This is a genomic window from Streptomyces sp. YIM 98790, assembly GCF_011421595.1.
Taxonomy (GTDB): Bacteria; Actinomycetota; Actinomycetes; order Streptomycetales; family Streptomycetaceae; genus Streptomyces.
In genome coordinates, this window is the sequence record NZ_WTLH01000003.1 from 1 (window position 1) to 25,900 (window position 25,900).

Consider the following 25,900-nt stretch of genomic DNA (forward strand, 5'->3'; position numbering starts at 1 on the left):
GGCCTCGGTGGCGGCCGGGCTGGCGGCCGGCCTGGGTGCCGCCGTCGCGGTCGCCGCCATCGCCGCCGGAGCCTGGTGGCTGGTCGGCCCCCGCCCGGGGGCGGGCCAGGCCTCGGCACCGCGAGCGGTCCAGCTGACGGTCTACAACGCGGAGCAGGCATGCCGGCCGCTGCGGGTCATCGAGTGCGGCCTGCACCTGGCCGCCGACCCCTACGGGGTGTACGCCGATCCGGACAACCACGCCGGGCGGGTGTGGCACGGCGACCGGGTGGCGGCCCGCTGCGTGGTCCCGGACGGCACCCTGCTGACCGACGAAAGCGGCGTCTCCTCCCGGCGCTGGTATCTGGTCACCACCGGGGACGGCTCGGCCGGCTGGCTGCCCGGAGCCCGCACCCGCAACACCGTCGAGGTGCGCACCTGCACCGAGAAGGAGATCGCGGCGGCCGTTCCCTGACTCCCGGGCCCCGGATATTCGCTTCCGCCCGCGCCCCCGCCCGGGGTAGCTTCCCCGCGTCCGTCCGCACCGGGCGGGCCCCGCGGAGCGGGAGCCGGCGAGCATCAGGGAGGAACCCGATGGGGCGTCACCTCGGAGACATCGAGTCGCTGTACGGCCACGAACCGACCTCTGAGGACCGCCTTGCCCCGAAGGACTCTGAATCTCGGCATCCTTGCCCACGTCGACGCCGGTAAGACCAGCCTCACCGAGCGGCTGCTGTTCCACAACGGTGCCATCGAGGAACTCGGCAGCGTCGACACCGGCAGCACCCGCACCGACACCGGTGAGCTGGAGCGCGAACGCGGCATCACCATCCGCTCCGCGGTCGCGCCGTTCGTCACCGGGGATCTCCAGGTCAATCTGGTGGACACCCCGGGCCACCCGGACTTCATCGCCGAGGTGGAGCGCGCGCTGTCCGTGCTGGACGCCGCCGTGCTGGTGCTGTCCGCGGTCGAGGGGGTGCAGGCGCAGACCCGCGTCCTGATGCGCTCGCTGCGCAGACTGCGCCTGCCGACCCTGCTGTTCGTCAACAAGATCGACCGCACCGGCGCGCGCTGCGCGGACCTGCCGGCGGAGATCCGCCGCAGGCTCTCCCCGCACATCGTCCCGCTGGCCGCCGTGACCGGCGCCGGCACCCCGGCCGCCCGCGCCGTCCCGGTCCCGCTCGGGGACCACGCCGCCGAGGTCCTCGCCGAGCACGACGACACCCTGCTGGCCCGGCTGGTCGAGGGCGGACCCGCCCCCGCAGCCGCCGAGCTGCGCGGGCTGCTCGCCGACCGGACGGCCGCCGGCACGGTCCACCCGCTCCTCTTCGGTTCCGCGCTCACCGGCGAGGGCACCGGCGGCCTCACCACCGCCGTCCGCACGCTGCTGCACCCGCCGGTTCCCGAGCCGGACCGGCCGGCCTCCGGCAGGGTGTTCGCCGTCGAACGGGCAGCCGACGGGGGCAAGGTCGCCCTCCTGCGGCTGTTCTCCGGCCGGGTACGGGAGCGGCAGCGCCTCACCTTCCACCGCCGCCCGCCCGGTGGCACCGCCCAGCGGTACACCGGGAGGATCACCCGCCTCGATTCCGTCTCCGCCCCGGCGCCCGCGCCCGCTCCCGGTACGGGCCGGGGGCCGGAGGCGGGGCCGGCCGTCCGGGAGCTTGCCGCGGGCGGCATCGCCCGTCTGCACGGGCTGCACGGCATCCGGGTCGGCGACCGCCTGGGCCCGCCACCGGTCCGCGCCGGGGCCGGCGGCGGGGACGGCGGCGGGGACGGCGGCGGCGACGGTTTCGGGGACGGGGAGCAGCACTTTCCCCCGCCCGCCCTGGAAACCGTGGTCCGGCCGCGCCGCCCGGGCGAGGAGCCCCGGCTGCACACCGCGCTGACGGCCCTGGCCGACGAGGACCCGCTCATCCGCACCCGCGCCACGGCGGACGGCGGCCTCTCCGTCCAGCTCTACGGCGAGGTGCAGCGCGAGGTCGTCGCCGAACGGCTGCTGCGCGACTTCGGTGTCGAGGCGGACTTCGCACCGGCCACCCCGGTCTGCTTCGAGCGGCCCGCCGGTACCGGCGAGGCGCTCACCGAGATGGACCGCCGCGGCAACCACGACTTCTGGGCCACCGTCGGGCTCCGCGTGGCACCGGCCGAGCCCGGCTCCGGCGTCACCTTCGTGCACGCCGCCGAGTGGGGCATCATGCCGCGCGCCTTCCACCGGGCCGTCGAGGAATCGGCGCTGCGCACCCTGGAGCAGGGACTGTACGGCTGGGAGGTCACCGACTGCACGGTCACCCTGACCCGCGTCCGCCATCACGCGCCCAGCAGCACGGCCGCCGACTTCCGCGGGCTGACCCCGATGGTGCTGATGCGAGCCCTGCGCTCCGCCGGCACCCGGGTCCACGAACCCTGCCAGTCCGTGGAGATCGAACTGCCGGACGACACCCTCGGCGCCGTCCTCCGCCTGCTCGGCGCGCTGGGCGCCGATCTGCTCCAGGACGTCGGCCAGGGCGCCGTCCGGCTGCTCACCGCCGAGCTCCCCGGCCGCCTCGCCCAGCGCCTGACCAGGGAACTGCCCGCCCTGACCCGCGGTGAGGGGGTGCTGTGGTCACGGCCCGGCGGGGACCGTCCGGTACGCGGCCCGCTCCCCCGCCGCGCCCGCACCGACGGCAACCCCCTCCACCGGGAGGCGTATCTGCGCCACCTCGCCGCTCCCGGACTCGCGGACAACCGCCGCTGTCAGTCCCCGCGGCTACCGTGATCGTCATGGCTTCCCTTCCCTACGACCGCTACTGCCACGAGGTCACGGCCCAGGCGGCGCTGCTGGACGGCCTGCTGGCCGGTGCCCCTCCGCAGACGCCCGTGCCCACCTGCCCGGGCTGGACGCTGGCCGAGCTCTCCGTCCACATCCGGGGCAACCTCGCCACCCTGGAGCAGGCCGTGCGCGGCTCCGCCCCCGGCGAGGTCCCGCCCCGGCTGGCCGACTGCGCCGAGCGCTTCGCCGCCGCTTTCCGTTCCGCCGGGGCGGAGGCCGTGGCCGAGGCCTGGGGTCTGAAGCAGCCGGCACGCTCCTGGGCCCGCCGTGCCGCCCACGATCTGGCCGTCCACCGCGCCGACGCCGCCCTCGCGCTCGGCGCCCCGTTCGAGCTCGCGGGCGATCTCGCGGCCGACGGCCTGGACGAGCTGCTGGACATGTTCGCCGGCCAGGATCTGCCCGGCCTGCGGGAGCTGGCCGGGCAGACCCTCCATCTGCACGCCACCGATGCCGATGACGCGGAGTGGCTGATCACCTTCACCCCGCCGGGCTTCACCTGGCGCCGCGCCCACGAGAAGGCGGCCACCGCGGTCCGTGCTCCGCTGACCAGCCTCCTGCTGCTCTGCTACCGCCGCCGCCCGCCCGGCCACGAGTCCGTCCAGCTCCTCGGCGCCCCCGCCCCCCTGTCCGGCCTGCTCGACAGCATCGCCCTCACCTGACCCGAGACCTGCCCGCTATGCCCGGTTCACCACTTGACATCCAGATTTGTCGTACTACCGTGGAAAGAGCCTACGGGGCGAGCGAGGGAGCTCGGCCGAAGCGGGCATCGACGGGGTCCGAACCCGGAGAGAACCGCGGAGACCGGGCTGAGAGGCCGGAAGGCCGAAAGGCCGGACGGCGACCTCCAGAACCTGATCCGGACAATGCCGGCGCAGGGAGCCCACCTCGTAGGCCCTTCGTCGTCCGCGCGGCGCCGAGAACGTTCCGGCGCGGATGCGTGCAGCAGAAGGCGGCGGCGTTCGCAGACGGCGGATGTTCCGGCGCAGCCCAGACGTGCGCGTTCCTGCTTACATGCAGGCCGTCGTCGGTCCGGCCGTGCCCCCGCCAGCAACCACCATAAGTGCCGGGCCAGTCCTGCCTTCACAAGGAAGGAACTGGGCTGTCCCGCCCAGGAGACATAAAGCTGCTCACGGGCACGAGTGCAGGCAACGAACAGCAGGCAGCGTTCGCTCATCGGATCCGTCTCGTACTGGATGCGATCGGTCTCCGCAGGGGTGACGGCTTTCGGGAATGGAAGGGCGCTGTCAAGCGCTCCGTGCACTGCGACGCAGCGGTACTCCAGCCCTTTGAATGCATGCATGGTGCCCACCGAGACGGTCTCAAGGTTCTTCGTGGATTCCGAGCGCAGCGTACGGACCGGGATGGTCTCCTCCTTCAGCCGCGAGACCACCGCGTCGACCCCCTTGTTGAAGCGCGTCGCGACACCGATCTCGCCCAGCGAGACTCCTGCGGCCCTCCATGCCCGGATCTGCTTCGCCAGGGCTTCGAGTTCCTCCTCGGCCGTGCGCGCCGCGAACCCCAGCGGGACAGAGCCGTGCAGCGCCGACTGGTAATCGAAGAGCGTTTCGTTCCGCTCCGCAGCGGACAGCTCCCCCACCGGCCGCCCGGCAAGCAGGGCCACGGACCAGCGCAGAATCTCCTGGGTGCTGCGGTAGTTCTTGCGCATCCTGGTGGAGCGGCCCGTGATCTTGATGCCCAGTGTCTTGAGAGACACGCGCGAGTCGTAGATCCGCTGGTGCGGGTCGCCGGCGATGAAGAGGTCGTCGGGACGCTCCGCCACGGCGGCTCGCAGCACCCGCCACTGGGCCGGGTGCAGGTCCTGCACCTCGTCGACCACCACATGGCGGTGGCAGGGACCGCCCGCCTCCAGGGCCCGGGCAGCATCGGCCGCCCGCTGCAGATAGGTGCAGCGCTGGTCTCGGGCCAGAGCGGCGCTGAACCTCTCCACCGCACGCCACAGCTCGGGCCGGCGCCGCTGCGGAACCTGGCTTCCCCTGCCCCGCCGCTGCGCGGCACGGTAGGTTCCTCGTCCCTGATGTCCTGGGCGAGAACGATGTGCCGGTACTCCTGCGCCAGAAACTCCGGTCTCCACGGCAGCCCGCAGTCCTGGGCGACCCGCCTCCAGTAGCGCAGTTCCTCACTGCCCCACAGCGGCTTCAGTTCCGGACGCCCGGCGGCGATGAGCACCCGGTGGGCGAAGGAGTCCACGGTGTGGATGTCCACCCGTTCCCGCAGCACCGGATCGTCCACCAACTGTGTCAGCCGCTGCGCAACGCCACCACCAGCGCGTTGGTGTAACTGGTGAGCAGTATGCGTCCCCGTCGCGCAGGTGCCCGAGCAGATACCGGACCCGGTGCAGCGCAACGACGGTCTTGCCGGTTCCCGGACCGCCGGAGACCTGTGCGGGGCCCGAGTAGCTGGTGCGGTAGGCGACCGGGTGCTGTGTGGGATGGAGGAAGACGCGCCAGGCGGCGAATGGCTTCTCCAGGATGTCCCGCAGCTCCTCCGGGGCGTGACCAGTGCGATCCGGGATCGCGTGTGCCGGATCGCGGTCTCGTAGTCGGCCGGATCGACCGGCCCGGCCGCTGCCGCCGGAACCCGGTGGCCACGATGTCCCGCCACACCTCCTCCACCGTGAATCCCTCGGCGAGGTATTGCAGCACCTCGCACTGATCGGGCGGAAGGTACGGGGCGGAGAGTTCCAGTTGTTCCTTGTCGGTGAGGGACATGGCACGGCGCAGGGTGTCCTCGTCGATGCCCAGGGAGGCCAGTGCCTTGTCCGGGAGGTGGTCGAAGAGGCGGTGTCCGGGCGGCCCGATGGCGAGGTGCTCGGTGGCCGGGGCGAGCGCGTCCAGCGTCCCGACGTCGCGGATCTCCACTGCCCGGGTCACGGTGTTGATGCTTGCCCGCTGCTTCTTCGCCCAGGCGATGGCATCGTCGTGCGGCAGAACCTTGAGCAGCACGAACAACTCTCCGGTCTCCGGTGCCAGCACCACACCGCGCCAGAAGCGGTCTATCCGGACGGTGCGGATGTGCGGATCACGTGCACTCTTCAGCTGTTCGAGCCGCACCCCGCTCCCCTCGGCCATCAGCTGGGGCAGGCTCAGCTCCTCGAACTTCTTCCAGAGATCGAACACTCCGTTCTTGGCCTTCTTCTCCAGCTTGTGCAGCTCCTGGCAGAAGCCGATGTCGAGGGCGAGTCGCGGCACAGGGCCTCCCGTTCTCCCGTTCCCGTAGGCCGGCCGCCTCCTGAGCCGGCGCGCGCTGGGCGGCACACGCTCATGCTCCGGCGGCACCCCTGCCTCCGCGGCCGTCCGGGCTGCCGATACTGCCTGTCCCGCCGGTGAGTTCGATACGGATCAGCAGGTCGCGGATCTCCCGGGCCTCCGGGTGCTCCGGTCCGTGGTCGGCGGTCAGTTCGGCCAGCAGGGCCCGGAAGACGTGGGCGGCCTCGCGGATGCGATGTGCGGCGAGCAGCAGGTCACCGATCCGGCGGCGCAGCTCGCCGACGCTGCCACCGCCGGGCGTCCCGCCGCGCTGCTCCGCGAGCGACAGCAGCGCCCGGTACTCGGCCAGCGCGTCCTCGGTCTCGCCGAGAGCGGCCAGGCAGACCGCCGCCTGCTGCCGGTACTCCACAGCCCGCTCGCTCTCCGGACCGTCGATCCGCGACCAGGACGCGATCAGGGCCCGGAAGGCCACCAGTCCCCGGCGGTAGTCACGGCCGAGCACCAGGGCCGCGGCGTGGGTCTCCCGGATCTCGAGCATCCGAGGATGGTCCGGCCCGACCGGCGAGGCGGCGATGACCTCCTCCAGCACACCCACTGCCTGCGAGAAACGCTCCTCGTCGATCAGGGCGAACGCGTGCTCCTCGGCCTCCTTGAGCTCCGCCATCGCCACGGCGGGCGGCTGCTCGGGAGGCGTCGACGGCTCTGGCCCGGGCAGGGCCGACGCGGCGGGCCGCACGGGCTGCTGCCTGGGGGCGAGCGGGCGGCGGTAGGGCCGGGTGGGGTCCGGGACACCCGTCACAGCAGGCGCCACCGGCTCGGCGGCCTGTCCCGGTCCGGGCAGGTACGGGCTGAGCCGCCGGTGCACCTCCTCCGCCGAGGCCGGCCGGTCCTCCGGCGCCTTGGCCAGCAGATCGAGGACCAGGTCCTCCAGTTCCGGCGGCACCCCGGGGTTGAGGACGCGCAACGGCACGGGTTCCTCGTGCACATGCTGGAGGGCCGGGTCACTGGTGCCGTCGAAGACCTTGCCGCCGCTGAGCATCTCGTGCAGCAGGCAGCCGAGCGCGTACAGGTCGCTGCGCGGGCTGACCCCCACGCCGTGGAACTGCTCGGGTGACATGTAGTCGCGGGTGCCGACCATCTGACCGGTATCGGTGATCTGCGTGACGTCCGTGCCCAGCACGGCGGCCACGCCGAAGTCGAGCACCTTCACATGGCCGGTGTCATCGATCATCACATTGCCCGGCTTGAGATCGCGGTGCACCACCGGCACCGCGTGGGCGAAGGAGAGCACCGAGCAGATCTGGGCGGCGATCGACACCGCCCACGCCAGCGGCAACGGCTCGCCGTGCTCTGCCAGGATGTCCCCGAGGGACCGGCCGCGGACCAGCTGCATCACCAGATAGAGCTCGTCCAGCGCGTTCTCGTCCGCCGGGTCGCGGTCGATGGCCGCGTCGTAGACGGCGGGCACACCGGGATGCTCGATCCTGGCGGTGACCCTCGCCTCCCGTTTGAACCGCTGGGCCAGCTCTGCCCGTTGACCAGGGGTCCGCGCCTTCTCCGCGCGGATCCGCTTGACCGCGACCGGACGGTCCAGCACGGTGTCGTAGCCCTCCCAGACCACGCCCATCCCCCCGCCGTCCAGCGGCGCGCTCAGCTCATAACGGTTCGCGATCCGCCGCGACCGATACTCCATCGCCGGCCCTTCCCCGAGATCGTCCGGCGGCCAGTCTGCCCCGGTCCGACCCACAGGTCCAGAAAGCGACAGCACCACATTTCACGCCGCGTGCACAACCGGGACCACGCCGTAGGATGTACGGCCACGCGGCACGCACGGCAAGGGGGCACGGCAGAGCATGAACGGCGGCGCATCGGGAAACAGGCGGCCCCCGGTCCGGGTCGGGCACGTGCGTCAGGCACTGCTCCGTGACTACCGGGGGCTGATTCACGAGGACGATCTGAAGGGTTATGACCAGCACGGACGGGAGCAGCGATTCCTGTCCCGGGCCCTGACCGCGGCGGCGATCCGGCTGGTGACGGGCTGCGACCACGCCGCCGCCGGTCAGGCAGTGATCGACGGCGAGCTGGACCAGGGCATCGATGGTGTCGCCGTCAGCGACAACTCCCGGGACGTGTGGCTCGTCCAGGCCAAGTGGAGCGACCGGGGCACCGGCAAGCTGGACCTGGACGCGGCCCGGGCACTGACCAACGGGTTCCGGCTGATCGAGCAGCACAGCTTCGACCGCTTCAACGACCGGCTGGACGATGTGATCGCCGCCCGGGTGAACGCGGCGCTCAGCGACCCCCGGCTGCGGGTGATCATGGTAATCGCGGTCATGGGCCCCGGTGTCCTGTCGGACGAGGTGACCGCCCACCTGGAGGACGTGCGCAAGGACTTCAACGACCTCGGCCCGCTCCTGGAGTACCGGGTGCTCGGCGCCGAGGACTTCCACCGCCAACTGCGCGAGGACTACGCGCCCGACCCCATCGACGTCAGTCTCCGGATGTCCTCCTGGATCAAGCGGGACACCCCCTTCGAGGCGTGGCAGGGCACGGTCGCCGCCGATGAGATCGGCCAGTGGTATGCCGAGCACGAGGGCCGCCTGTACGGAGAGAACGTCCGTTCCTCGCTCGGTCTCACCCGCATCAACCGGGGCATCAAGCAGACGCTGCTGAAGGAGCCGGAGAACTTCTGGTACTTCAACAACGGCATCACCGTCCTGTGCGACGAGATCAAACCGGAGTGGCTGGGACGGCGTCACCCCAACGAGCCCGTCAGGCTCCACTTGAAGGGCGTCAGCGTGGTCAACGGTGCCCAGACGGTGACGGCCATCCATGACGCCTTGCGGGAGAACCCCGACACGGTGATGGACGCGGACGTCACCGTCCGGGTGTTCTCGCTGGGCGACCGACGCGCGGACTACGCACCCAGGATCACCGAGACCACCAATACCCAGAACGACGTCTCGGAGCGGGACTTCATCGCTCTGGATCCGACGCAGGCACTGATCCAGGAGGAGTTCCGGCTCTTCCTGGACAAGCGGTACGTCTTCAAGCGCGGCGAAGCCGATCCGTCACCCGACACCGGGTGCTCCGTGGTGCAGGCAGCCACCGCGCTGGCCTGCGCCTACCGCTCCCCCGAGCTGGCCGCCCGCGCCAAGACGGACACCGATCTGCTCTGGGAACGCGGCCCCAAGGGCGCGTATCCCCGCCTGTTCGGCGAGAACCCGGGCGCCCTGCGGATCTGGCGGTCCGTACAGGTGTACCGGCAGGTCGGCGCCGCGCTGGAAGCAGAACGCAAGGGGCTGCACGGCCGGGCGGCCGACATGGCCCGGCGCGGCGACCTGCTGGTGACCCACCTGGTGTTCCAGCTCCTGGACCTGGAGGAGATCGACGACCCCGCGGCCGGCTGGGAACCCGTTCTGGCCCGGATTCCCGCACTGACCGCCCAGGTGCTGTCCTGGGTGATCCATCACGCGGACGCCGCATTCGAGAACTCTTTCCTGACCAAGACCTTCGGCAGCGAGGAACGCTGCAAATACCTGGCCGGACTGGTGCTGGCCGATGTGCGCCGCGGCGGCACCGTGCCGGTACTGCCCGAGGACTACCGGCCGCCGGCCCGCCGGCCACGCAGGCCGCGCCGCCCGAACGCCGTGCCGACCCTGGTGAGCGCGGGCCGGCTGCCGAACGGCTACCCGCTGCGCTACCAGCCCAAGTCGGAGGGCGAACGGGCCGCCATGGCGGCCTGGATCGCCCAGGACCCGCGCCGGGCACGGGCGACCTGGATCAACGACCGGATCAAGTGCCTGCTGTGGGAGTACGACGAGGAGGTCTACTCCGCCAGCGGCCTGGTCACCCGCATGTGGGAGCTGGCCCGCTACGAGAACGCGCCCGCCGCGGTACAGGGCCCGTCCCGTTGGAGCGACGGCGAGAAGACCCTCTGGGAGCTCGCACTCGACGTCCTCGCGGACGAGGACGATCCCGAGGTCGACGACGCCTGAGCCGGTCACCGGCGGCAGCCTGGGCAACGGGTTTGTCACCGGCCTCGTTCCCCGTTCCCGGCAGGGGGCGTTCTCCCCGTGCCCGGCGCTTCGGCGACGGCCCTCCCGTCCGGCTCCGGTTCCCGCCGGGAGACCTCCGCCCACACCGTCTTGCCCGGCACCGGGCCGGCCCAGCGCAGCACGCCCCAGCAGTCGGCCAGCGCCGTGACCAGCTTCAGCCCTCGGCCCGACTCGCAGTCCGACCCGGCTGCGCAAGGCGGGAGGAGCGGCAGCCGGTCACCGCGCCGGTCGCTGACCTCGATGCGAACCCGGGGAGCCGATGTGACGAGTATCCCGACTCGGAAGTCCCGCCCCGGCACGAAGCCATGAGTGACGGCATTGGCGGCCAGTTCCGCGACAATCGTGACAGCGGCCTGCGAGGTCTCACTGTCGTATGGAATGCCCCACTCGTGGAGCTGCTGCTCCACGAGGATGCGCGCCAGACGCGCACCCCGAGGTGTGGGGCTGAAGTGCTGAAGGAAGAGCCGCAGATCGAAGGCATGGTGGGCGGAGGGGGGCGGAGGGACGTGCATGAGACCTGAGGTTCCCGCGGCCGTGCGGCCCTCACCAGCCACCCGGACCGTACGCTCTGTTCAGGTACGCATACCCTGAGTGCCCAGTACGGGCCTCGTCGGACCCCGGCTCTCCTTACCGTACGTTGAGATACGCGAAGCGCTTGGTTACGTTGGGGCGACGCCACATGGCAAGGCACCGCTATGGGGGGAGAGCGTGATGGGTCGTGCGTCGGACTGGTCACCTGTGGATATGGACGGGGACCCGACTCCCGGAGATCCGTCCCGTATCGAGCAACTGGGCAACAAGTTCACCACCTTCGCCGATGACGTCTACGACGCGCTTCAGAAGGTCCGCACCCTGGGCGAGGACGGCACCCTGGCCGCCTTCGTCGGAGAGTCGGCCGACGCTTACCGGGAGAAGTTCGACAAGGTCCCGCCGAATCTGGAGAAGCTGCACACGTCCTACGACCTGGCCGGGCAGGCGCTGCTGACCTACGCCCCCAAGCTGGAGGAGGCGCAGCGGGATGCGGACCGGGCGCTGACGGATGCGGAGGACGCGCGGGCCGAGCTGTCCACCGCCCAGTCGTGGCTGGAACGGGCGACCTCGACGCTGGAGGACGCCGAGGAGGAGGCGGAGCCGCCGGACGAGGGTGAGGTCTCCGCCGAGGTCCGCCGCGCCCTGTCCGACGCCCAGCTCGACGCCGGCAACGCCCAGACGGCCGTGGACGACGCCCGCGAGAAGCTCAACGCCGCGATCGCCCTGGCCCAGCAGGCGCGTGAGGCCCGTGAAGAGGCCGCGGAACGCTGCAAGCGTGACCTCGAAGAAGCCTCCGACGCGGGGATGCAGAACAAGAAGTGGTGGCAGAAGGCCGTCGACTGGGTGGTGGACAACTGGGACACCATCGTCCAGGTGGCCAAGATCATCGCCGCCGTCGCCAGCATTGTCGCCCTGGTGCTCGGCGGGCCGGTGGTATGGGCTGTTCTCCTGGCCGCGTCTCTGGTCATCCTGGCCGATACATTGATCAAATACGCCAACGGCGAGGCCACGCTGTGGGATGTCGGCTTCGCCGTGCTGGACTGCATCCCCGGCGGAAGGATCATCGGCCGGGGAGCCTCAGCCGCCCGGACCGCCGCCCGCAACACAGCGCAGAGCGTGCGCCGCGAAGGGACCGACCTGGCCCAGAACAGCCGGCCGATGGCCAACCGATTCACCTCCACGGACCCGGTCGACTTCGCCACCGGAGAAGTGGTGCTGCCCGCCATGGATGTCGAACTCCCCGGTGTGCTTCCTCTCACGCTGGAACGGCACCACTTGTCCACCTACCGCCACGGCCGGTGGTTCGGCTCCTCCTGGGCCTCCACCCTCGACCAGCGGCTGGTCCTCGAGGAGTACGGCGTACGGTTCCTCTCCGCCGACGGCATGGATCTCCATTACCCGGTGCCGCTGCCGGACCCGGAGACCCCGGTGATGCCGGTCATGGGCCCGCGCTGGGGCCTGGCCTGGGACGGCCGTGCGGGCTCGCCGCTCACCATCCGGCAGGGCGCCGCAGGCCGCACCCTGCACTTCGCTCCGGTGCCGGGCCGACCGGGCAACGAACTTCCCCTGGTCGCCGTCACCGACCGCAATGGCAACCGCATCGACTTCCGCTACACCGCGGCCGGGGACCCCGCCGAAGTCGCCCACTCCGGCGGCTACCGCATCGGCGTCGCCGTCTACGACGGCCGTGTCACCGCGCTGCGCCTGCTGTCCGACCCGGCCGAGCCCCTGCTCCTGGCGTACGACTACGACCACCTCGGCAACCTGGCCAAGGTCTACGACTCGACCGGCGTGCCTGTCCAGTTCGCGTACGACAACGAACACCGCCTGGTCCGGTGGGAGGACCGCGGCGGGTTCTGGTACCGCTACGAGTACGACGGAGCCGGCCGCTGCATCTTCGGCACCGGAACGGACCGGGCCCTGGAGTGCCGCTACACCTACGATCCGGACAACCACCGCACCACGGCGATCAACTCCCTCGGACACGCCACTGTTTACCAGTTCAACGCCGGCTTCCAGCTCGTCGCCGAAACGGACCCGCTGGGCAACACGACCCGCCGGGAGTGGGACCCCTACGACCGTCCTCTGGCCGTCACCGATCCTCTCGGCCGCACCACACACTACGAGTACGACGACGGCGGCCAGATCGCCGTCGTCACCCGGCCGGACGGCGCACAGACCCGCATCGAGTACAACGAACTCGGCCTGCCCACCGAAATCGTCGAGCCCGGCGGGGCCGCCTGGCGGCAGGCGTACGACCGACGGGGCAATCTCGTCGCCGTCGTCGACCCTGCCGGACACCGCACCCGCTATACCTACGACAGCCACGGCGCCCCCGCCTCCGTCACCGACGTCACCGGCAACACCACCACCTTCCGCCACGACGCGGCAGGGCTGCCGTCCGCCATCACGGACCCGCTCGGGGAGACGACCCGCTACCGGCGGGACGCCTTCGGGCGCCCGGTGGAGATCACCGACCCCCTCGGCAACATCACAAGGCTCACCTGGTCGCCGGAAGGAAAGATCCTGCGCCGGGTGGACGCTCTCGGCTCCGCCGAAACCTGGGAATGGGACGCCAAGGGAACCTGCCGGGCACACACCGACGAGAACGGCGGAGTCACCCGCTTCACTTACGGTCCGTTCGGCATACTCACCGGCCGGACCGGCGCCGACGGGGCCCAGTACATCTTCGGCTACGACACGGAACTCAATCTCCTCCGCGTCACCGGCCCGGAGGGCCGCTCCTGGGAGTACACCTACGACGCCGCGGACCGCCTGACCGCCGAGAGCGATCCTGACGGCCGCACCACCGCCTACCTCCTGGACAGCGCCGGCCGGCCGGTCACCGTCACCAACGCCGCCGGGCAGACCGTCACCCACACCTACGACGCCGCGGACCGCCTGATCCGGAAGGAGACATCGGACGGCACCGCGGCAACCTACGACTACGACACGGCGGGGCGCATCGTCCACGCCACGGCACCGGGGGTGACGCTGACGCGGCGCTACGACGCCATGGGCAATCCGGTGTCCGAGACCATCAACGGCCGTACCCTCACCCTCGCCTACGACCCCCACGGCCGCCCGCTCTCCCGGACGACCCCCACCGGCCACACCAGCACATGGACCTACGACGCCGCGGGCCAGCCGCTCAGCCTGGCCGCCGGCCGGACCGCCCTCACGTTCGCCTACGACCCCATGGGCCGCGAAACCACCAGAACCATGGGCGGTTCCCTCGCCCTCACCCAGCAGTGGGACCCCGTGGGCAGGCTGACTGGGCAGACGCTGACCGCTGCGGACGGCCCCGGCCGCAGCGACGGCCGCAACCGGCGGCTCCTGCACCACCGCTCCTACCGCTACCGTACCGACCACTACCTCACCGCCCTCACCGACGGCACGGACACCACCCGCTTCACGCTGGACGGCAGCGGCCGGATCACCGAGGTCACCGGCCCGGACCGCACCGAGAAGTACCTCTACGACACCGCCGGCAATCAACTCCTGGCCCACTGCTCCGGGTCGGTGGGCCAGATGTCCGCCGAGGCGACGGGCGAGCGGGCCTATGCGGGCGGCCTCGTCACGCGGGCCGGCAGCATCCGCTACCGGCATGACGAGGCAGGCCGTACCGTGCTGCGCCAGCAGGTCCGGATCTCCCGCAAACCCGACACCTGGCGGTACACCTGGGACGCGGAGAACCGCCTCACGGCCGTCACCACGCCGGACGGCAGCCAGTGGCGGTACCTCTACGACCCCTTCGGACGCCGCATCGCAAAGCAGCGTCTCGGGACCGACGGTGCCACCGTTGTCGAACAGACCGATTTCACCTGGCACGACACCACCCTGGTGGAACAGACCACCACGGGCCCCGAGGCCGCCGGGCCGGTGACGCTGGCCTGGGACCACGCCGGGCTGCACCCGCTGGCCCAGAGCGAGTACGGCCCGGCGGAGCCGGATTCCCCGTCCGGCACCGATGCCCGCTTCTACGCCATCGTCACCGACCTGGTCGGCACCCCCACCCAACTGCTCGACGAGCACGGGGAAACGGTATGGCGCGCCCGTTCGACGGTGTGGGGCATCACCGAGGCCGCGTCCCGATCAGGCGGCGCCGCCACTCCCCTGCGATTTCCCGGCCAGTACGCCGACGAGGAGACCGGCTGGCACTACAACTACAACCGCCACTACGACCCCCGCACCGGCCGCTATACAAGCCCGGACCCGCTGGGCCTCCTTGCCGGCCCCCAGCCCTACGCCTATCCCCACAACCCCCACACGTGGTGCGACCCACTGGGCCTCACAGGCAACGACCTGCGCCCCGGTTACACGTCCTCCCCCGCCCTCGTGGGAGACCCCTACCACCCCGATACGGTGGCGGAGCGCAGCGCACGGAACCAGGACTTCTACGGCCCGCTCGACAGCACGCCACAGCAGAGCACCGCGGACCGCGCGCGGGAGCTCGGCTATCCTCGGAGAATTCCGCCACAGCGGGCACCCTTCGACTCCCACGGCCAGCCGGTCTTCACCAACGGGAAGAGATACATCACCCCGGACATCGACGGACACAACGTGTCGAATGGCTGGAAAGTCTTCGACCGCAAGGGCCGACGCATCGGGACTTACGACGCGAATCTCAACTATGTCAAAAAGTGAAGTGTTTTCCATCGAACTGGACGCCGACACTCTTTTCCGGGACCCCGACTCCGAGGGACCCGAAGCCGTCGGGACGATCCGGATCGGTGAGTTCACCGAAGCGTTCCGCGCCAGCCTTGCCTACTGGTCGGCCGACGACTACCGCAGGAGCTGGCGGCTCGCCTACCACCGGCTGGAAAGCGCGGACGACGCGATCTCCTGTCTGATCACCTCCATCACCGATCCGGCGACCAGCAACTTCGTCTTCTGCTGGCCGCTGTACCGCGAGGGGGAACAGGTCTTCGTCCAGAACTCCGTCATCTTCCTCGACGAACTCACCGAAGCCTTCGACCCGGAGGCCCCCTGGGCCTCGGTCGGCCCCCGGGAGACCATCACGGAGGACGGCGACGAGATCTCCGAGTGGCACACCAGCATGGACGCACTGCGGGCCTTTTTCCGGCGTCCTGCTGTTCGCTGAGGGATGGCACACCGCGCCGCCCCGGCGTCGATCGCGCTCGCCGGCCCGTCACCACCCACACCGCCCGTACGCCGGGTCGGCGTACGGGCGCAGGCGGTGGACAGTATGGGCGACACTCCGCGATCATGTCAGCGCTCAGTGTTATCTCCCCGAACTGCACCGGAGGTGGTCCGGACCATGGCGGGCAGCGGTGAACCGGAGACCTCGGACAGCCTCAAGGCGTTCGGAGCCCTCCTCAAGGTCTTCCGCGAACGTGCGGGGCTGACACAGGAACAACTCGCCCCGCTGGTCGGGTACTCCGTGCAGACCGTCGCCTCCATCGAACAGGGCCGTCGCTTCCCGCAGCGCGACTTCGTCGAGCGGGCGGAGGAGGTCCTGGACGCCTTCGGCGCCCTGCGCGCCGCCGCCCGCCACATCTCGCGCCGCCCCGGCATCGCCACCTGGTTCCGCGAATGGGCCAACCTGGAGGAAGAGGCCCTCAACCTGTGGACGTACGAATGCCGGGTGGTACCGGGACTGTTGCAGTCCGAGCCTTACGCGCGCGCGGTCTTTCGAAGCCGTGTTCCCGCACTCAGTGATGAGGAGATCGACAACCGCGTGACAGCCCGGGTCGACCGCCAACGGCTCCTGCGCGAGCGGGCGAGCACGGGCTACAGCTTCATCCTCGAAGAAGGGCTGTTCCTTCGCCGGACAGGCGGAGTGGAGGTGACCGGCGGGCTCCTCGACCACGTACTTGCGTGTGCGCAACTGCGCAACGTGCAGGTTCAGATCATGCCTCAGCAGCAGGAGGATCACTCCGGGCTCGGCGGTCCGATGCAGCTCCTGGAAACGCCGGACAACCGGTGGCTGGCTTACACGGAGGGACAGTTCTTCGGGCACTTGAACACCGACGCAAAACAGATCAGCGCAATGATTCAGGGCTATGCCAAGATGCGCTCACAGGCTCTCAGCCTCAGGGACTCCATGAGCCTGCTGAAGCGACTGCGAGGAGAGCTATGAGCACCGGTGAGCTGGTCTGGTTCAAGAGCAGCTACAGCGGCCCCGAGGGAGACAGTTGCGTCGAGGTTGCGACCTCCCGCCCCGGCATGGTCCACGTCCGGGATTCGAAGGACGAGCACAGCCCGCACCTGACCCTCTCGCCCGCCGCCTGGCAGACATTCCTCACCTGCACGGTGCGTTGAACAGCCCGGTCCTCGCCCCTCATCGCGGTGCGAGGACCGAACCGTCAGTTCGTGTCAGGCAGGTTGTGCCGGCGGCGGATGAGCCGGTACGCCGCTCGGCGGGCCTCCTGGTCGAGCTTGCCCTGGAACTCGGCGTCCGAGAAGTAGCGCTCGGTGAACTTGGTGTCCGCCTCGGCCCGTTCGATCATGATGTCCCGGAAGCGGCTCTGGAACGGCAGTTCGAAGTCGCCCTCGTTGCGGCTCGCCACCGCCGCAGCCTCCAGGCCGGGGTCCTCTGCGGCGGCGACGATCCGTTCCTCGTACATCAGCCGGTCGGCTTCGCTGAGACCCAGACCGTGCCGCTCGTTGAAGTCCTCGATGATCTCCGAGAGCAGCGCCTTGCTCGGTTCCTTGTAGGTACCGGTGCTGCTGTCGAAGCCGGGAAGGGCCTGGGCGTCGTCCTCGTCGAGGCTGAGATCGTGCTTCCCGTCCTCGCTGACCCGCATGTGGGTGAGGTCCAGTTCCCCGATGTCCACGGACGGGTCGTACGGCGGCGGGGGCAGGATGTTGGCCAGGTGCTTGCCGTAGAGGTAGAGCCGTTCCAGTTCGGTGTCCGGCCGTGGCATGAGCTGGGAGAGGAAACCGTACTTGCGCAGGTAGTCGCGCAGGTCGGACCGGAAGTCCTCGGCGGCGTCCCGGTCCTGCTGCTGGAGCTGCTCGAAGCGGACCTTCGCCGCGTCGGTGTGCCGGTAGAGCGCCGCGTGCTGCTTCTCCCAGGCCCGGTTGCCCGCCACGCTGTCCGTCGCCCCGGCGTCGGTGGCCGGCTGTGAACGTACATACGCCTCGATGAACGCCTTCAGTTCCTCCTCGCGCAGAAGCTGGTGGTTCATCACCGCGCGCTGTGCCGCATAGAGCAGGTTGGGGTCGGCCCGTTGGGTGCGGGCCTCGGTGAAGTAGGGCCGGAAGGCGTCCTGTATGGCGTCGGCCTTGTTGGCGAAGTCCAGGACGAACAGGTCGTCCTGGCTCTTGAGGGGGTGGGTGCGGTTGATCCGGGAGAGCGTCTGCACCGCCGCCACGTCCGTCAGCGGCTTCTCCACGTACATGCTGGTGAGCAGCGGCTGGTCGAACCCGGTCTGGTACTTCTCGGCGACGATCAGGATGCGGTACTCGGTGCGCGACGGGGCGCCGCCGGGCCGGCCGGTGCGCAGAGCGGCATGGCGGTCGTCCGCCCGGGTGTAGGCGAACGCCTCCGGGAGTTCCTTATCGGGGATGCCGTTGAGCTGTGCTTCGGTGACCCGTTCGTCGTCCAGCTCCAGCTCGCCGGAGAACGCGACGAGCACGCCCAGGTCTTCGCAGCCGAGGTCCTTGGTCGCCTGCTGCACCGCGCGGTACATCCGTACGGCGTGTTCGCGGGAGCGGGTGACGACCATGGCCTTGGCCCGGCCGCCGAGGCGTGAGCGGCCGTGGCGCTGGAAGTGGTCGACGATGACCTCGGCGTGCTGGGCGAGGGTGGCGGGGTTGAGGTAGACGAAGCGTCCGAGTTCGGCCTTGGCCTTGTCGGGGTCCACCTCGATCTGCTCGGCGCCTTCCTTCTGCACCTTCCACTGGGTGGTGTAGGTGGTGTAGTTGCGCAGCGGGTCGAGGATGAAGCCCTCTTCGATGGCCTGCTTCATCGAGTAGATGTGGAAGGCCCGCATCTCGTCGGCCACGGGGTCGTGGATGCCGAAAAGGTTGAGCGTCTTCTGCTTCGGGGTGGCCGTGAAGGCGAAGTAGGTGAGGTTCGGGTGCATCTGGCGGGCGGCGGCCGAGGAGGTCAGGAAGTCCTCGTCGTCGCCGTCCTTGTCCTCGGCACCCAGGCCGCGCAGCACCTTGCGGAGTTTGCTGACGGAGTCGCCGGACTGGCCGGAGTGCGCCTCGTCGACGATGACGGCGATCCGCTTGTCGGACAGTGACTGCACGCCTTCCAGCACATAGGGGAAGGTCTGCACGGTCACGATGACGATCTTGGTGGCCGTGTTGGCCAGCGCCTTCGCCACCTCCTGCGACTTGGACCCGCCTGAGCCGGTGATCCGCTCCACCACACCGGGCGTGTGGTCGAACTGGTAGATCGTGTCCTGAAGCTGCCGGTCCAGCACCGAGCGGTCGGTGATCACCACGATCTTGTGGAAGACCGGCTTGTTCGGCTCGATCCGCCCTGCGATGACGGCCTGCTCGTCCAGGGCACCGGGCTCAGCAGAGCCGTGCAGAGTCGACAGCCGGTGAGCGAGCCACGCGATGGTATTGGACTTCCCGGAGCCGGCCGAGTGCATGACCAGGTAGTTGTTCCCCGAGCCGTGCCGGGCCGCATCCTCGGTGAGCCGCCGGACGGCGTGCCACTGGTGGTAGCGGGGGAAGATCAGCGTCCGGTCGTGGACACTCGTCCGCCGTCCCCCGGCAGAGCCCTGGCCGCCCTTCTTCAGCTTCGGGTCCTCCACGTGCAGGAACCGCTTCAGCAGATCCAGCCAGGCATCCGGCTGCCAGACCTCCTCCCACAGGTACGCGGTCCGGTATGCCGGGCCACCGGGGGCAAGCGGCGGATTACCGGCACCACCGGAGTTCCCCGGCCCCGCCGAACCCTGATTGAAGGGCAGAAAGCTGGTCTTCTGTCCTTTCAGCTTCGTCGTGAGGAACACCAGTTCCTCGTCCACGGCGAAGTGCACGAGCGCGCGCTTGGCAAACAGCAGGTCCTTGGGGTCCCGGTCCTGCCGGTACTGCCGGATGGCGTCCTTCACCGTCTGCGGGTGCGCACTGGCCGAGCTCTTCAGCTCGGCCGTGGCCACGGGGATGCCATTGACGAAGAGGACGAGGTCGAGGGTGTTGCCGTGCTCGGCGGAATACCGGAGCTGCCGCGTGACGGACAGCCGGTTCCGCCGGTAGTTGTCCAGCGCGTCCTCGGCAACCGTGTGCGCGGGTCGGAAGTAGGCCATCTCCACCCGCAGGCCCCGGTCCTTCACCCCGTTGCGCAGCACATCGAGCGCACCGCGCGCATCGATCTCCTGCGCCACCAACCGCTTGAACTCCCGCATCGCGGCATCGGGATCACCACCCGCGAGATCCTTCAGCGCCTCCAGCACATCCGGCTGCGTCGCCCCGATGAACTCCCACAGATGCGCGGTGTCCAACCCGAGCTCGGGGTCATAGTCCCCCTGCTGCCCGGACTGCCACCCGATCCCCAGCAGCGCCCCGGTAACCGCATCCTCAAACGCCCCCTCCGAGCGAGCCCGCACCCCACCACTCACGACACCTCAACCCCCCGCGCCGTCGTCACATCCATCTGCCCCGTGACCGCAGCAGTAATCAGCGCCTGCCGCCTCTCCGTCAAGAGCCGACGCTGTTCTTCAATCAACCGGACCATTTCTTTCATCTCCGACTCTACCGCCAGAGCCTCCCGGACCATGTGATCTTGCTCGCGGGGGCCAAGAGGCCATCGAACTCGAAAATTCCCAAGGTCCTCCATCCCCAGCGTAGGCTGCGCCGTATCCGAGGCAGTGGCCCTAACCGCCTGCTCTTCAAAAGCAGATGACTTAATCCAAGCAGTCAGCAAACGAGAGCTCACGCCTTCGTGGACGCGCAGGGAAGCAACAGCCCTGGCAATATTTGCACCAGCCACCTCTTCGGGAGCAATGGCCACCCGCCCCAGGGTACCTACCACGCTCATCAATACGTCTCCACGGCGTACAACCGTACGCGAGTACTGCCGTGAAAGCTCGACAGGAATCTTGGGAACATCCTTGATTCGCCCAGGAAGGTCCAGTAGATCATTAACCCGAATAAAAGGAACACCCTCATCGGTAAAATGTGGCACCAAAACACCGTATCGCGGGCGCACTGAGAACAAGTACTTCAGGCGGGTCTCTTTCACGCAGCTGCTTGGCGCAAAGATCCCATCCAATGCCGCACGGAGCCTTTCAGGAACAACAGCCGACTGCCGCGCACGCACCTCGTCCAATCTACCGATGTGTGCCAGTTCCAAGTCAAGGAAGTCAGCGATGCGGCACTGCTCCTCCAAATCAGGAACACGAACGGGAAGATTCCTAAGGAAACCGTCTGGCACCCTCTGCTGCCCAGCAACACCGTACATCTCAGCCTCGCCGAATTTCAGGAAGGAATGAGTATTCACAAGATAGAAAAGAAAGCGAGGGTCGATTCTCGGCCCAGCCCGCAGGACGTGCAACTCGGTCGTCCCTGCCCCAACACCGTTATGGAGCCCATTAACCAGCACCGCCCGGCCAGCCTCGAACGTCGGAGTAATTTTCGGAACAAGAACGTCGCCATCCTGAAACCTGGTGAATCCGGCGGCTACTGCACTTTTCACCCTACGGTGCGTTAGATCAAGCCTCTGTCCTGGCCAGATGCATTCCATAGGCAAAAAGGTAAGTTCCGCATCGGCCGACAGGCGATCAAAGCGCGGGCAAGGGGGATTAATTCTTGCCAGATGACGAAGGCGCACATTTTCAGTCACTTTGCCACCTTACCGATGAGCTGCTGAATCTCTAGCTCGAGCAACTTTAGTTCTGCATCGATAGCAACCAGAGGCCTCGGGGGCTCGTATACGTAGAAGTGACGAGTGAAGGGAATTTCGTAGCCGATCTTGATCTTGTCGTGGTCCACCCAGGCATCGGGCACATGAGGAAGAACTTCCCGTTCCATGTAGGCGGCGATGTCCTCGTCGAGCGGAACGTTTTCGAAGTCACGCAGGTCGGGGTCCGGCTCGGGTTCGCCCTTCTTCGTCTGGACCTCGCCCTCCGGGCAACGCACTCCGACCACGTCCCGCAGAGCCTTGGCAAAAGATGAACCTGACGGCCACAGCAGGCCAGACTTGACCAGGGCGCGGCGGATGGCGTCCCAGGCTTCGGCCTTGGTGGACCACTGCTGGCCCACCAGCGGCTTGAAGGCGCTCACGAACTGCTCGATGTCGCCGAAGGCCCTGGCGATGGGCTTGGACTCGCAAATCTCGTCCAGCGTCTCCTCGGTGACCTCGAAGCGCAGCTTCAGGGGGCGCTCCACGGTGATGCGCTGGTAGCCGAAGTCTCGATTGCGGAAGACCTTCACCTTGCCGTGCAACTCATGCTCGGGATCGGATGCGGCGGTCAGCGCCTCCCCGTACAGCCGGGTGATCTCGTCGATCTGCTCGTCGCTGATCTGCTTGCGCTTGTCGCCGAGGGACTTCCGCATCTTGACGCAGTAGTCGCGGGCGTCGATCAGCATGACCTTGCCCTTATGGGCCGGGTCCTTGCGGTTGGTGAGAATCCAGAAGTAGGTCGAGATACCGGTATTGTAGAAGAGCTGGTCGGGCAGGGCGACGATCGCCTCAAGCCAGTCGTTCTCCAGAATCCATCGCCGGATCTCCGACTCCCCGGAGCCGGCCGCGCCCGTGAACAGGGGCGAGCCGTTGAAGACGATGGCCAGGCGGCTGCCGCCCTCGTGAACCGGCTTCATCTTGGAGATCATGTGCTGGAGGAAGAGCAGTGAGCCGTCGTTGATACGCGGGGTACCCGCACCGAAGCGGCCTCGGTATCCGAGGTTGTCCCGCTCGTCCTCGACGGCCTTCTTGACCTTCTTCCACTCCACGCCGAACGGCGGATTGGAGAGCATGTAGTCGAACTTGCGATCGGCGAGCAGGTCCTCGCTGAAGGAGTTGCCGAGCTTGATGTTCTCCGCGTAGTGGTTCTTGATCATCATGTCGGAGCGGCAGATGGCCCAGGACTCGGGGTTCAGCTCCTGTCCGAAGACGTAGACGTTGCCCTGCGGGTTGTGCTGGAGGACAAACTCCTCAGCCGCCGACAGCATGCCGCCGGTCCCACAGGCCGGGTCGTAGACGGACCGGCTCATGTTGGGGACCTTGATCTCCTCCATGTCCGGCGCGAGGAGCAGGTTCACCATCAGCTTGATGACCTCGCGCGGGGTGAAGTGCTCACCTGCTGTCTCGTTGGACTCCTCCGCGAACTTCCGGATCAGTTCCTCGAAGGCATAGCCCATCTCATGGTTGGAGACGACGCTGGGGTGCAGGTCGAAGTCGGCGAACTTGGACAGCACCAGGTGCAGCAGCTTGACCTCGGCCAGATGGTCGATCTGCTCAGCGAAGCGGAACTTGTCGAAGACCAGCCGGGCGTTCTCCGAGAAGCCCCGCACATAACGGTGCAGGTCGGCCCGCGCGTCCTCGTGGGCGCCGGCGATCGAGGCCAGGGTGTGGGCGGTCCGGTTGTAGAAGGCGTATCCGGCCTCCTTGGGCAGGAACGGCTCCGGGCTGACGCCCTTGGCCTGCCAGCGTTCCTGTGCCTTGAGCACCGCCTCCCGTGTCGGCTCCAGCACGCACTCCAGGCGGCGCAGCACGGCGAACGGCAGGATGACCTTGCCGTAGTCGGCGCGTTTGTAGTCGCCCCGGAGGAGGTCGGCGACCTGCCAGATCTCGTTCGCCAGGTTCTTGGGCGTGGTATCGCTCACGGTTTGGGGTGGTCCTTCGCGGTGGTCGGCTCTGCGGTCGGGTGGTCGTGTCGGTGGTCGGTCTTCGGTGGTCCGACGTCAGCGGTCGGTGGTCACGGTGTGGGTGACAGTTCGCCGGCCGCCGGAGTGAGGGCTGCGGCGATGCTGTCAGTGGAGTAACGGGCAAGAGCCTGCCCGAGGTCATGGGCTGTGCGCAGGATTCTGGCGAACTCCGCATACCGCCGGAAAGCTGCCCCGTACATCCGCTGCCGTTCGATGGGCAGCAGCGGGATGCGGATGCGGCGCGGGTCGGTGCGGCTGCTACTGCTGCCGCTGCTGGACGTCCCGGTGAGGCGGTGGTTGCCGCCGCTGCCGCCGGAGAGGCAGCCGGCCAGGTACCAGGGGTCGAGCAGTTCGGGCTCCAGAGTGCGCACCAGGTGAACTCCGGGGGTGAGGTACGCCCCGGCGTCCTCCTCGGTGGCGACCCGGGCGGCAAGCCGGCCAGCCAGCACCGGGATCAGCACGTCTCCCGCGCGCACCGGCGCGTTGCTCAGCGGATCGCCTGGCGGTGGGCCGGTGTCGGAGGCGGCGCGGGAGAGCAGGATGTCCTCCGCCGTGAGGTAGCGCGCCCGGTCGCCGGTCGCCGACCCGGCACCGGTACCCGACCCGGGCCCGGAACCCGAGTCCGTTTCGCTCGGGCGTCCCGCCACGGAGGTGGGACGGCGCCAGTGCACGGTTCCACGCTTGATCAGGTCGTTCAGAGAGACGATGCGCCGTTCCTCCGGCTCTTCCGCTCCTACTGTGCCCCCGGCCTCCTCGGGAAGGTCGAGTGCGTCGGGTACCGCCCGGTTCAGTGCGTGCAGGGCGCGCTCGAAGTCCGCGCGGACGGCCTTCAGTTGCTCGGCCAGTGCGTCCGGTTGGGCGGGCAGCGGCAGATGCCGGGCCGGGGTGAGGTCGGCCTCGCCGTCCAGGAGGTCGATCAGCCGGACGGCACGGGCTACGCCGGGGCGCTCCGTGAAGCTCTCCGGACTGGCCGTGTACTCCGTCCACAGCTCGGCGATCCTCGCGCAGACCCGCTGCCCGTCCACGGTCTCGCCCGGTCCGTACTCGTGTGCGGAGTCGATCAGCAGCAGGTGCTCGGGAACCGCCTCGCCTTCCGCCGGGCGGCGCAGTACCCAGATCTGGAGGGCCAGCGCGTAGTGCGCGGCGAAGCCGGTGGGCAGGGAGATGACCGCGCGCAGCGCGCCGTGCCGGAGCAGGGCGGTGCGGATGCGGCGGCCGGAGGGTCTGAACGCCACGCCGGGCGGCAGCATCATCACCACGGGTGCTCCGGGGGCAGCGTGGGCCAGGGCCCGCTGCACCCAGGCCAGTTCGGATTCGGCGCGCGGCGGTTGTCCGTAGATCCAGTCGGGGTCGTGCGCGAGTTCCTCGTGGCCCCAGTTGCGCTCCGCGAAGGGCGGGTAGCAGATGACGGCGTCCGCGCGGCCGGGCCGGTAGGCGGAGCGGCGCAGGAAGTCCCCGGTGTGCACGTCGAAGGAGGTACGCCGGCTGCTGCCGTCCCCGGCCCGGCGGAAGGCGAGCCGCAGTGCCGCGAGCCGGGCGAGCGAGGGCTGGATCTCCTGTCCCTGGAGGCGGCGCGGGCCTCTTGCCGCCGCGGCCAGCAGGATGGTGCCGCTGCCGCAGGCCGGATCGAGTACCGTACCGGTGGCCTGTTCCCCGGCCAGGTGCACCATCAGGTCGGCCAGTTCGGGACGGGTGGCGGTGAAACCCGCCCGTGGGCCCTCGTCCAGGAAACGCTCACACAGCAAGCGGAACGTTTCTTCAGGGCCGTCCTCGGCCGCCGTCCGCTCCGCCTCGCCGAGCAGGGCGAGTTGCCTCGGCCCCAGTTCCGCATCGGGCAGACGGGCCACCAGATCGGTCACTCCGGCTCCGGTCGCCCGGTCCGACAGGAACTCGTGCTCGGCCTGCTCCAGCAGGCCGGCCACCGCGTCCCGTGCCGCGGGCAACCGGGTGCCTGGGTTCCGCCACTGGTGCAGGAGCAGAAGACCGACCAGGGCCAGGGCGTCCTCCGGCGCCATCTCCCCACGCACCGCATCGAACGCCTGCCAGAGCCGTTGCGCGGCCGGAACGGCGGTGGCCTTGCCCTGCCGTCTCAGCCATGCCTCGACCTCGGTGAGGTCGAAACGCGGGCTGCGGTCGGTACCTCCGACGGGCCCGGGGAAGTCCTCGTACCGCCGCCGCCAGTTGCTCACCGCGGTGGGCTGAACCCCGGCAATCCGGGCGATGTCGGCAGACGTCACCTCCAGCCGCTCCACGCTCATGACCTGCTTCCTTTCCCCGTGCCCCCCTTCGGTCACACCGCAGCCGACTCTACGCGACAGCACTCCCGTCAGCCAAGTACACGGGCGGGATTGCGGGTACTCACGAGATTTGGTTGACCCCCTTCACAAGATGTGCTCTCCTTGTGTGCACTCGCCGCCCGTGGGATCGGCGGACACCGAGGAACGTCCGGGGAGGGGTGTGACGGCTTCCGGCCGCGCACCGCGCCGAGCACGGCGATCACTGGGGAG

The 25,900-nt window shown here is 69.2% G+C and carries 14 protein-coding genes and 2 pseudogenes; 9 read left to right on the forward strand and 7 right to left on the reverse strand.

The features are described 5' to 3' along the window. The 3 genes and pseudogenes from GQS09_RS00900 to GQS09_RS00910 all read left to right on the forward strand — a co-directional run. Window positions 1–454: pseudogene (locus tag GQS09_RS00900) on the forward strand (hypothetical protein); the annotation flags it as partial. 183 nt (window positions 455–637) lie between these two features. Further along, the gene (locus GQS09_RS00905; protein WP_165984005.1) at window positions 638–2,734 is read left to right on the forward strand and encodes a translation factor GTPase family protein; all 2,097 of its coding nucleotides are present in this window, start codon (window positions 638–640) and stop codon (window positions 2,732–2,734) included. Window positions 2,735–2,739: 5 nt separating this feature from the next. Next, the gene (locus tag GQS09_RS00910; RefSeq protein WP_165984006.1) at window positions 2,740–3,447 is read left to right on the forward strand and encodes a maleylpyruvate isomerase family mycothiol-dependent enzyme; all 708 of its coding nucleotides are present in this window, start codon (window positions 2,740–2,742) and stop codon (window positions 3,445–3,447) included. A 410-nt stretch (window positions 3,448–3,857) separates the two neighbouring features. Here GQS09_RS00910 and GQS09_RS30880 read toward each other — a convergent pair. Together GQS09_RS30880 and GQS09_RS00920 are read right to left on the reverse strand one after the other, a co-directional pair. Next, a pseudogene (locus tag GQS09_RS30880) lies at window positions 3,858–5,997 on the reverse strand (UvrD-helicase domain-containing protein); the annotation flags it as partial. Between the two features lie 70 nt (window positions 5,998–6,067). Next, the gene (locus GQS09_RS00920; RefSeq protein ID WP_165984007.1) at window positions 6,068–7,708 is read right to left on the reverse strand and encodes a serine/threonine-protein kinase; all 1,641 of its coding nucleotides are present in this window, start codon (window positions 7,706–7,708) and stop codon (window positions 6,068–6,070) included. 211 nt (window positions 7,709–7,919) lie between these two features. Here GQS09_RS00920 and GQS09_RS00925 point away from each other — a divergent pair, with 211 nt between their 5' ends. Continuing rightward, a complete protein-coding gene (locus GQS09_RS00925) occupies window positions 7,920–10,013 on the forward strand; it encodes an AIPR family protein (protein ID WP_313895934.1) in 2,094 nt (697 codons plus the stop codon). Between the two features lie 35 nt (window positions 10,014–10,048). Here the strand turns inward: GQS09_RS00925 and GQS09_RS30885 are convergent, their stop codons facing one another. Continuing rightward, window positions 10,049–10,480, reverse strand: coding sequence for an ATP-binding protein (locus GQS09_RS30885; protein ID WP_245834062.1), 432 nt, complete (start codon window positions 10,478–10,480; stop codon window positions 10,049–10,051). Here GQS09_RS30885 and GQS09_RS30210 point away from each other — a divergent pair. The 5 genes from GQS09_RS30210 (at window position 10,463) to GQS09_RS00950 (ending at window position 16,889) form a co-directional block, all read left to right on the forward strand. Continuing rightward, entirely contained in the window at window positions 10,463–10,594 is a 132-nt protein-coding gene (locus GQS09_RS30210) for a hypothetical protein (protein WP_279577676.1), read from the forward strand. The genes GQS09_RS30885 and GQS09_RS30210 overlap by 18 nt on opposite strands. 223 nt (window positions 10,595–10,817) lie before the next feature. Then, a complete protein-coding gene (locus GQS09_RS00935) occupies window positions 10,818–15,251 on the forward strand; it encodes an RHS repeat-associated core domain-containing protein (protein ID WP_165984009.1) in 4,434 nt (1,477 codons plus the stop codon). Window position 15,252: 1 nt separating this feature from the next. Continuing rightward, window positions 15,253–15,708 (forward strand): hypothetical protein, encoded by a 456-nt coding sequence (locus GQS09_RS00940; protein WP_313895935.1) that lies wholly within the window; start codon window positions 15,253–15,255, stop codon window positions 15,706–15,708. A gap of 177 nt (window positions 15,709–15,885) precedes the next feature. Further along, on the forward strand, window positions 15,886–16,707 hold the full coding sequence (locus GQS09_RS00945) for a helix-turn-helix transcriptional regulator (RefSeq protein WP_165984011.1): 822 nt from the start codon (window positions 15,886–15,888) through the stop codon (window positions 16,705–16,707). Then, window positions 16,704–16,889, forward strand: a complete 186-nt coding sequence (locus GQS09_RS00950) for a DUF397 domain-containing protein (protein WP_165984012.1) — start codon at window positions 16,704–16,706, stop codon at window positions 16,887–16,889. Before GQS09_RS00945 ends, GQS09_RS00950 begins: the two co-directional genes overlap by 4 nt. A gap of 44 nt (window positions 16,890–16,933) precedes the next feature. On the opposite strand, the gene GQS09_RS00955 is transcribed toward GQS09_RS00950, so the two are convergent. From GQS09_RS00955 to GQS09_RS00970, 4 genes are all read right to left on the reverse strand, one after another. Beyond that, window positions 16,934–20,029 carry a type I restriction endonuclease subunit R gene (locus tag GQS09_RS00955; protein WP_243761004.1) on the reverse strand — a complete coding sequence of 1,032 codons (3,096 nt, stop codon included), beginning with the start codon at window positions 20,027–20,029 and terminating at the stop codon, window positions 16,934–16,936. Window positions 20,030–20,142: 113 nt separating this feature from the next. Continuing rightward, window positions 20,143–21,369 (reverse strand): restriction endonuclease subunit S, encoded by a 1,227-nt coding sequence (locus tag GQS09_RS00960; protein WP_165984014.1) that lies wholly within the window; start codon window positions 21,367–21,369, stop codon window positions 20,143–20,145. Then, complete coding sequence (locus tag GQS09_RS00965; RefSeq protein ID WP_313895936.1) at window positions 21,366–23,351, reverse strand: class I SAM-dependent DNA methyltransferase; 1,986 nt, start codon at window positions 23,349–23,351, stop codon at window positions 21,366–21,368. The genes GQS09_RS00960 and GQS09_RS00965 overlap by 4 nt, the downstream gene beginning before the upstream one ends. Before the next feature lie 92 nt (window positions 23,352–23,443). Next, window positions 23,444–25,651 (reverse strand): N-6 DNA methylase, encoded by a 2,208-nt coding sequence (locus tag GQS09_RS00970; protein ID WP_165984015.1) that lies wholly within the window; start codon window positions 25,649–25,651, stop codon window positions 23,444–23,446. Window positions 25,652–25,900: the final 249 nt, after the last annotated feature.

Bases quoted from the DNA above. Each gene is read 5' to 3' on its own strand.
- GQS09_RS00910 (WP_165984006.1), top strand. From the start codon at position 2,740: ATGGCTTCCCTTCCCTACGACCGCTACTGCCACGAGGTCACGGCCCAG.
- GQS09_RS00970 (WP_165984015.1), bottom strand. From the start codon at position 25,651: ATGAGCGTGGAGCGGCTGGAGGTGACGTCTGCCGACATCGCCCGGATT.
- GQS09_RS00950 (WP_165984012.1), top strand. From the start codon at position 16,704: ATGAGCACCGGTGAGCTGGTCTGGTTCAAGAGCAGCTACAGCGGCCCC.
- GQS09_RS00920 (WP_165984007.1), bottom strand. From the start codon at position 7,708: ATGGAGTATCGGTCGCGGCGGATCGCGAACCGTTATGAGCTGAGCGCG.
- GQS09_RS00935 (WP_165984009.1), top strand. From the start codon at position 10,818: ATGGACGGGGACCCGACTCCCGGAGATCCGTCCCGTATCGAGCAACTG.
- GQS09_RS00945 (WP_165984011.1), top strand. From the start codon at position 15,886: ATGGCGGGCAGCGGTGAACCGGAGACCTCGGACAGCCTCAAGGCGTTC.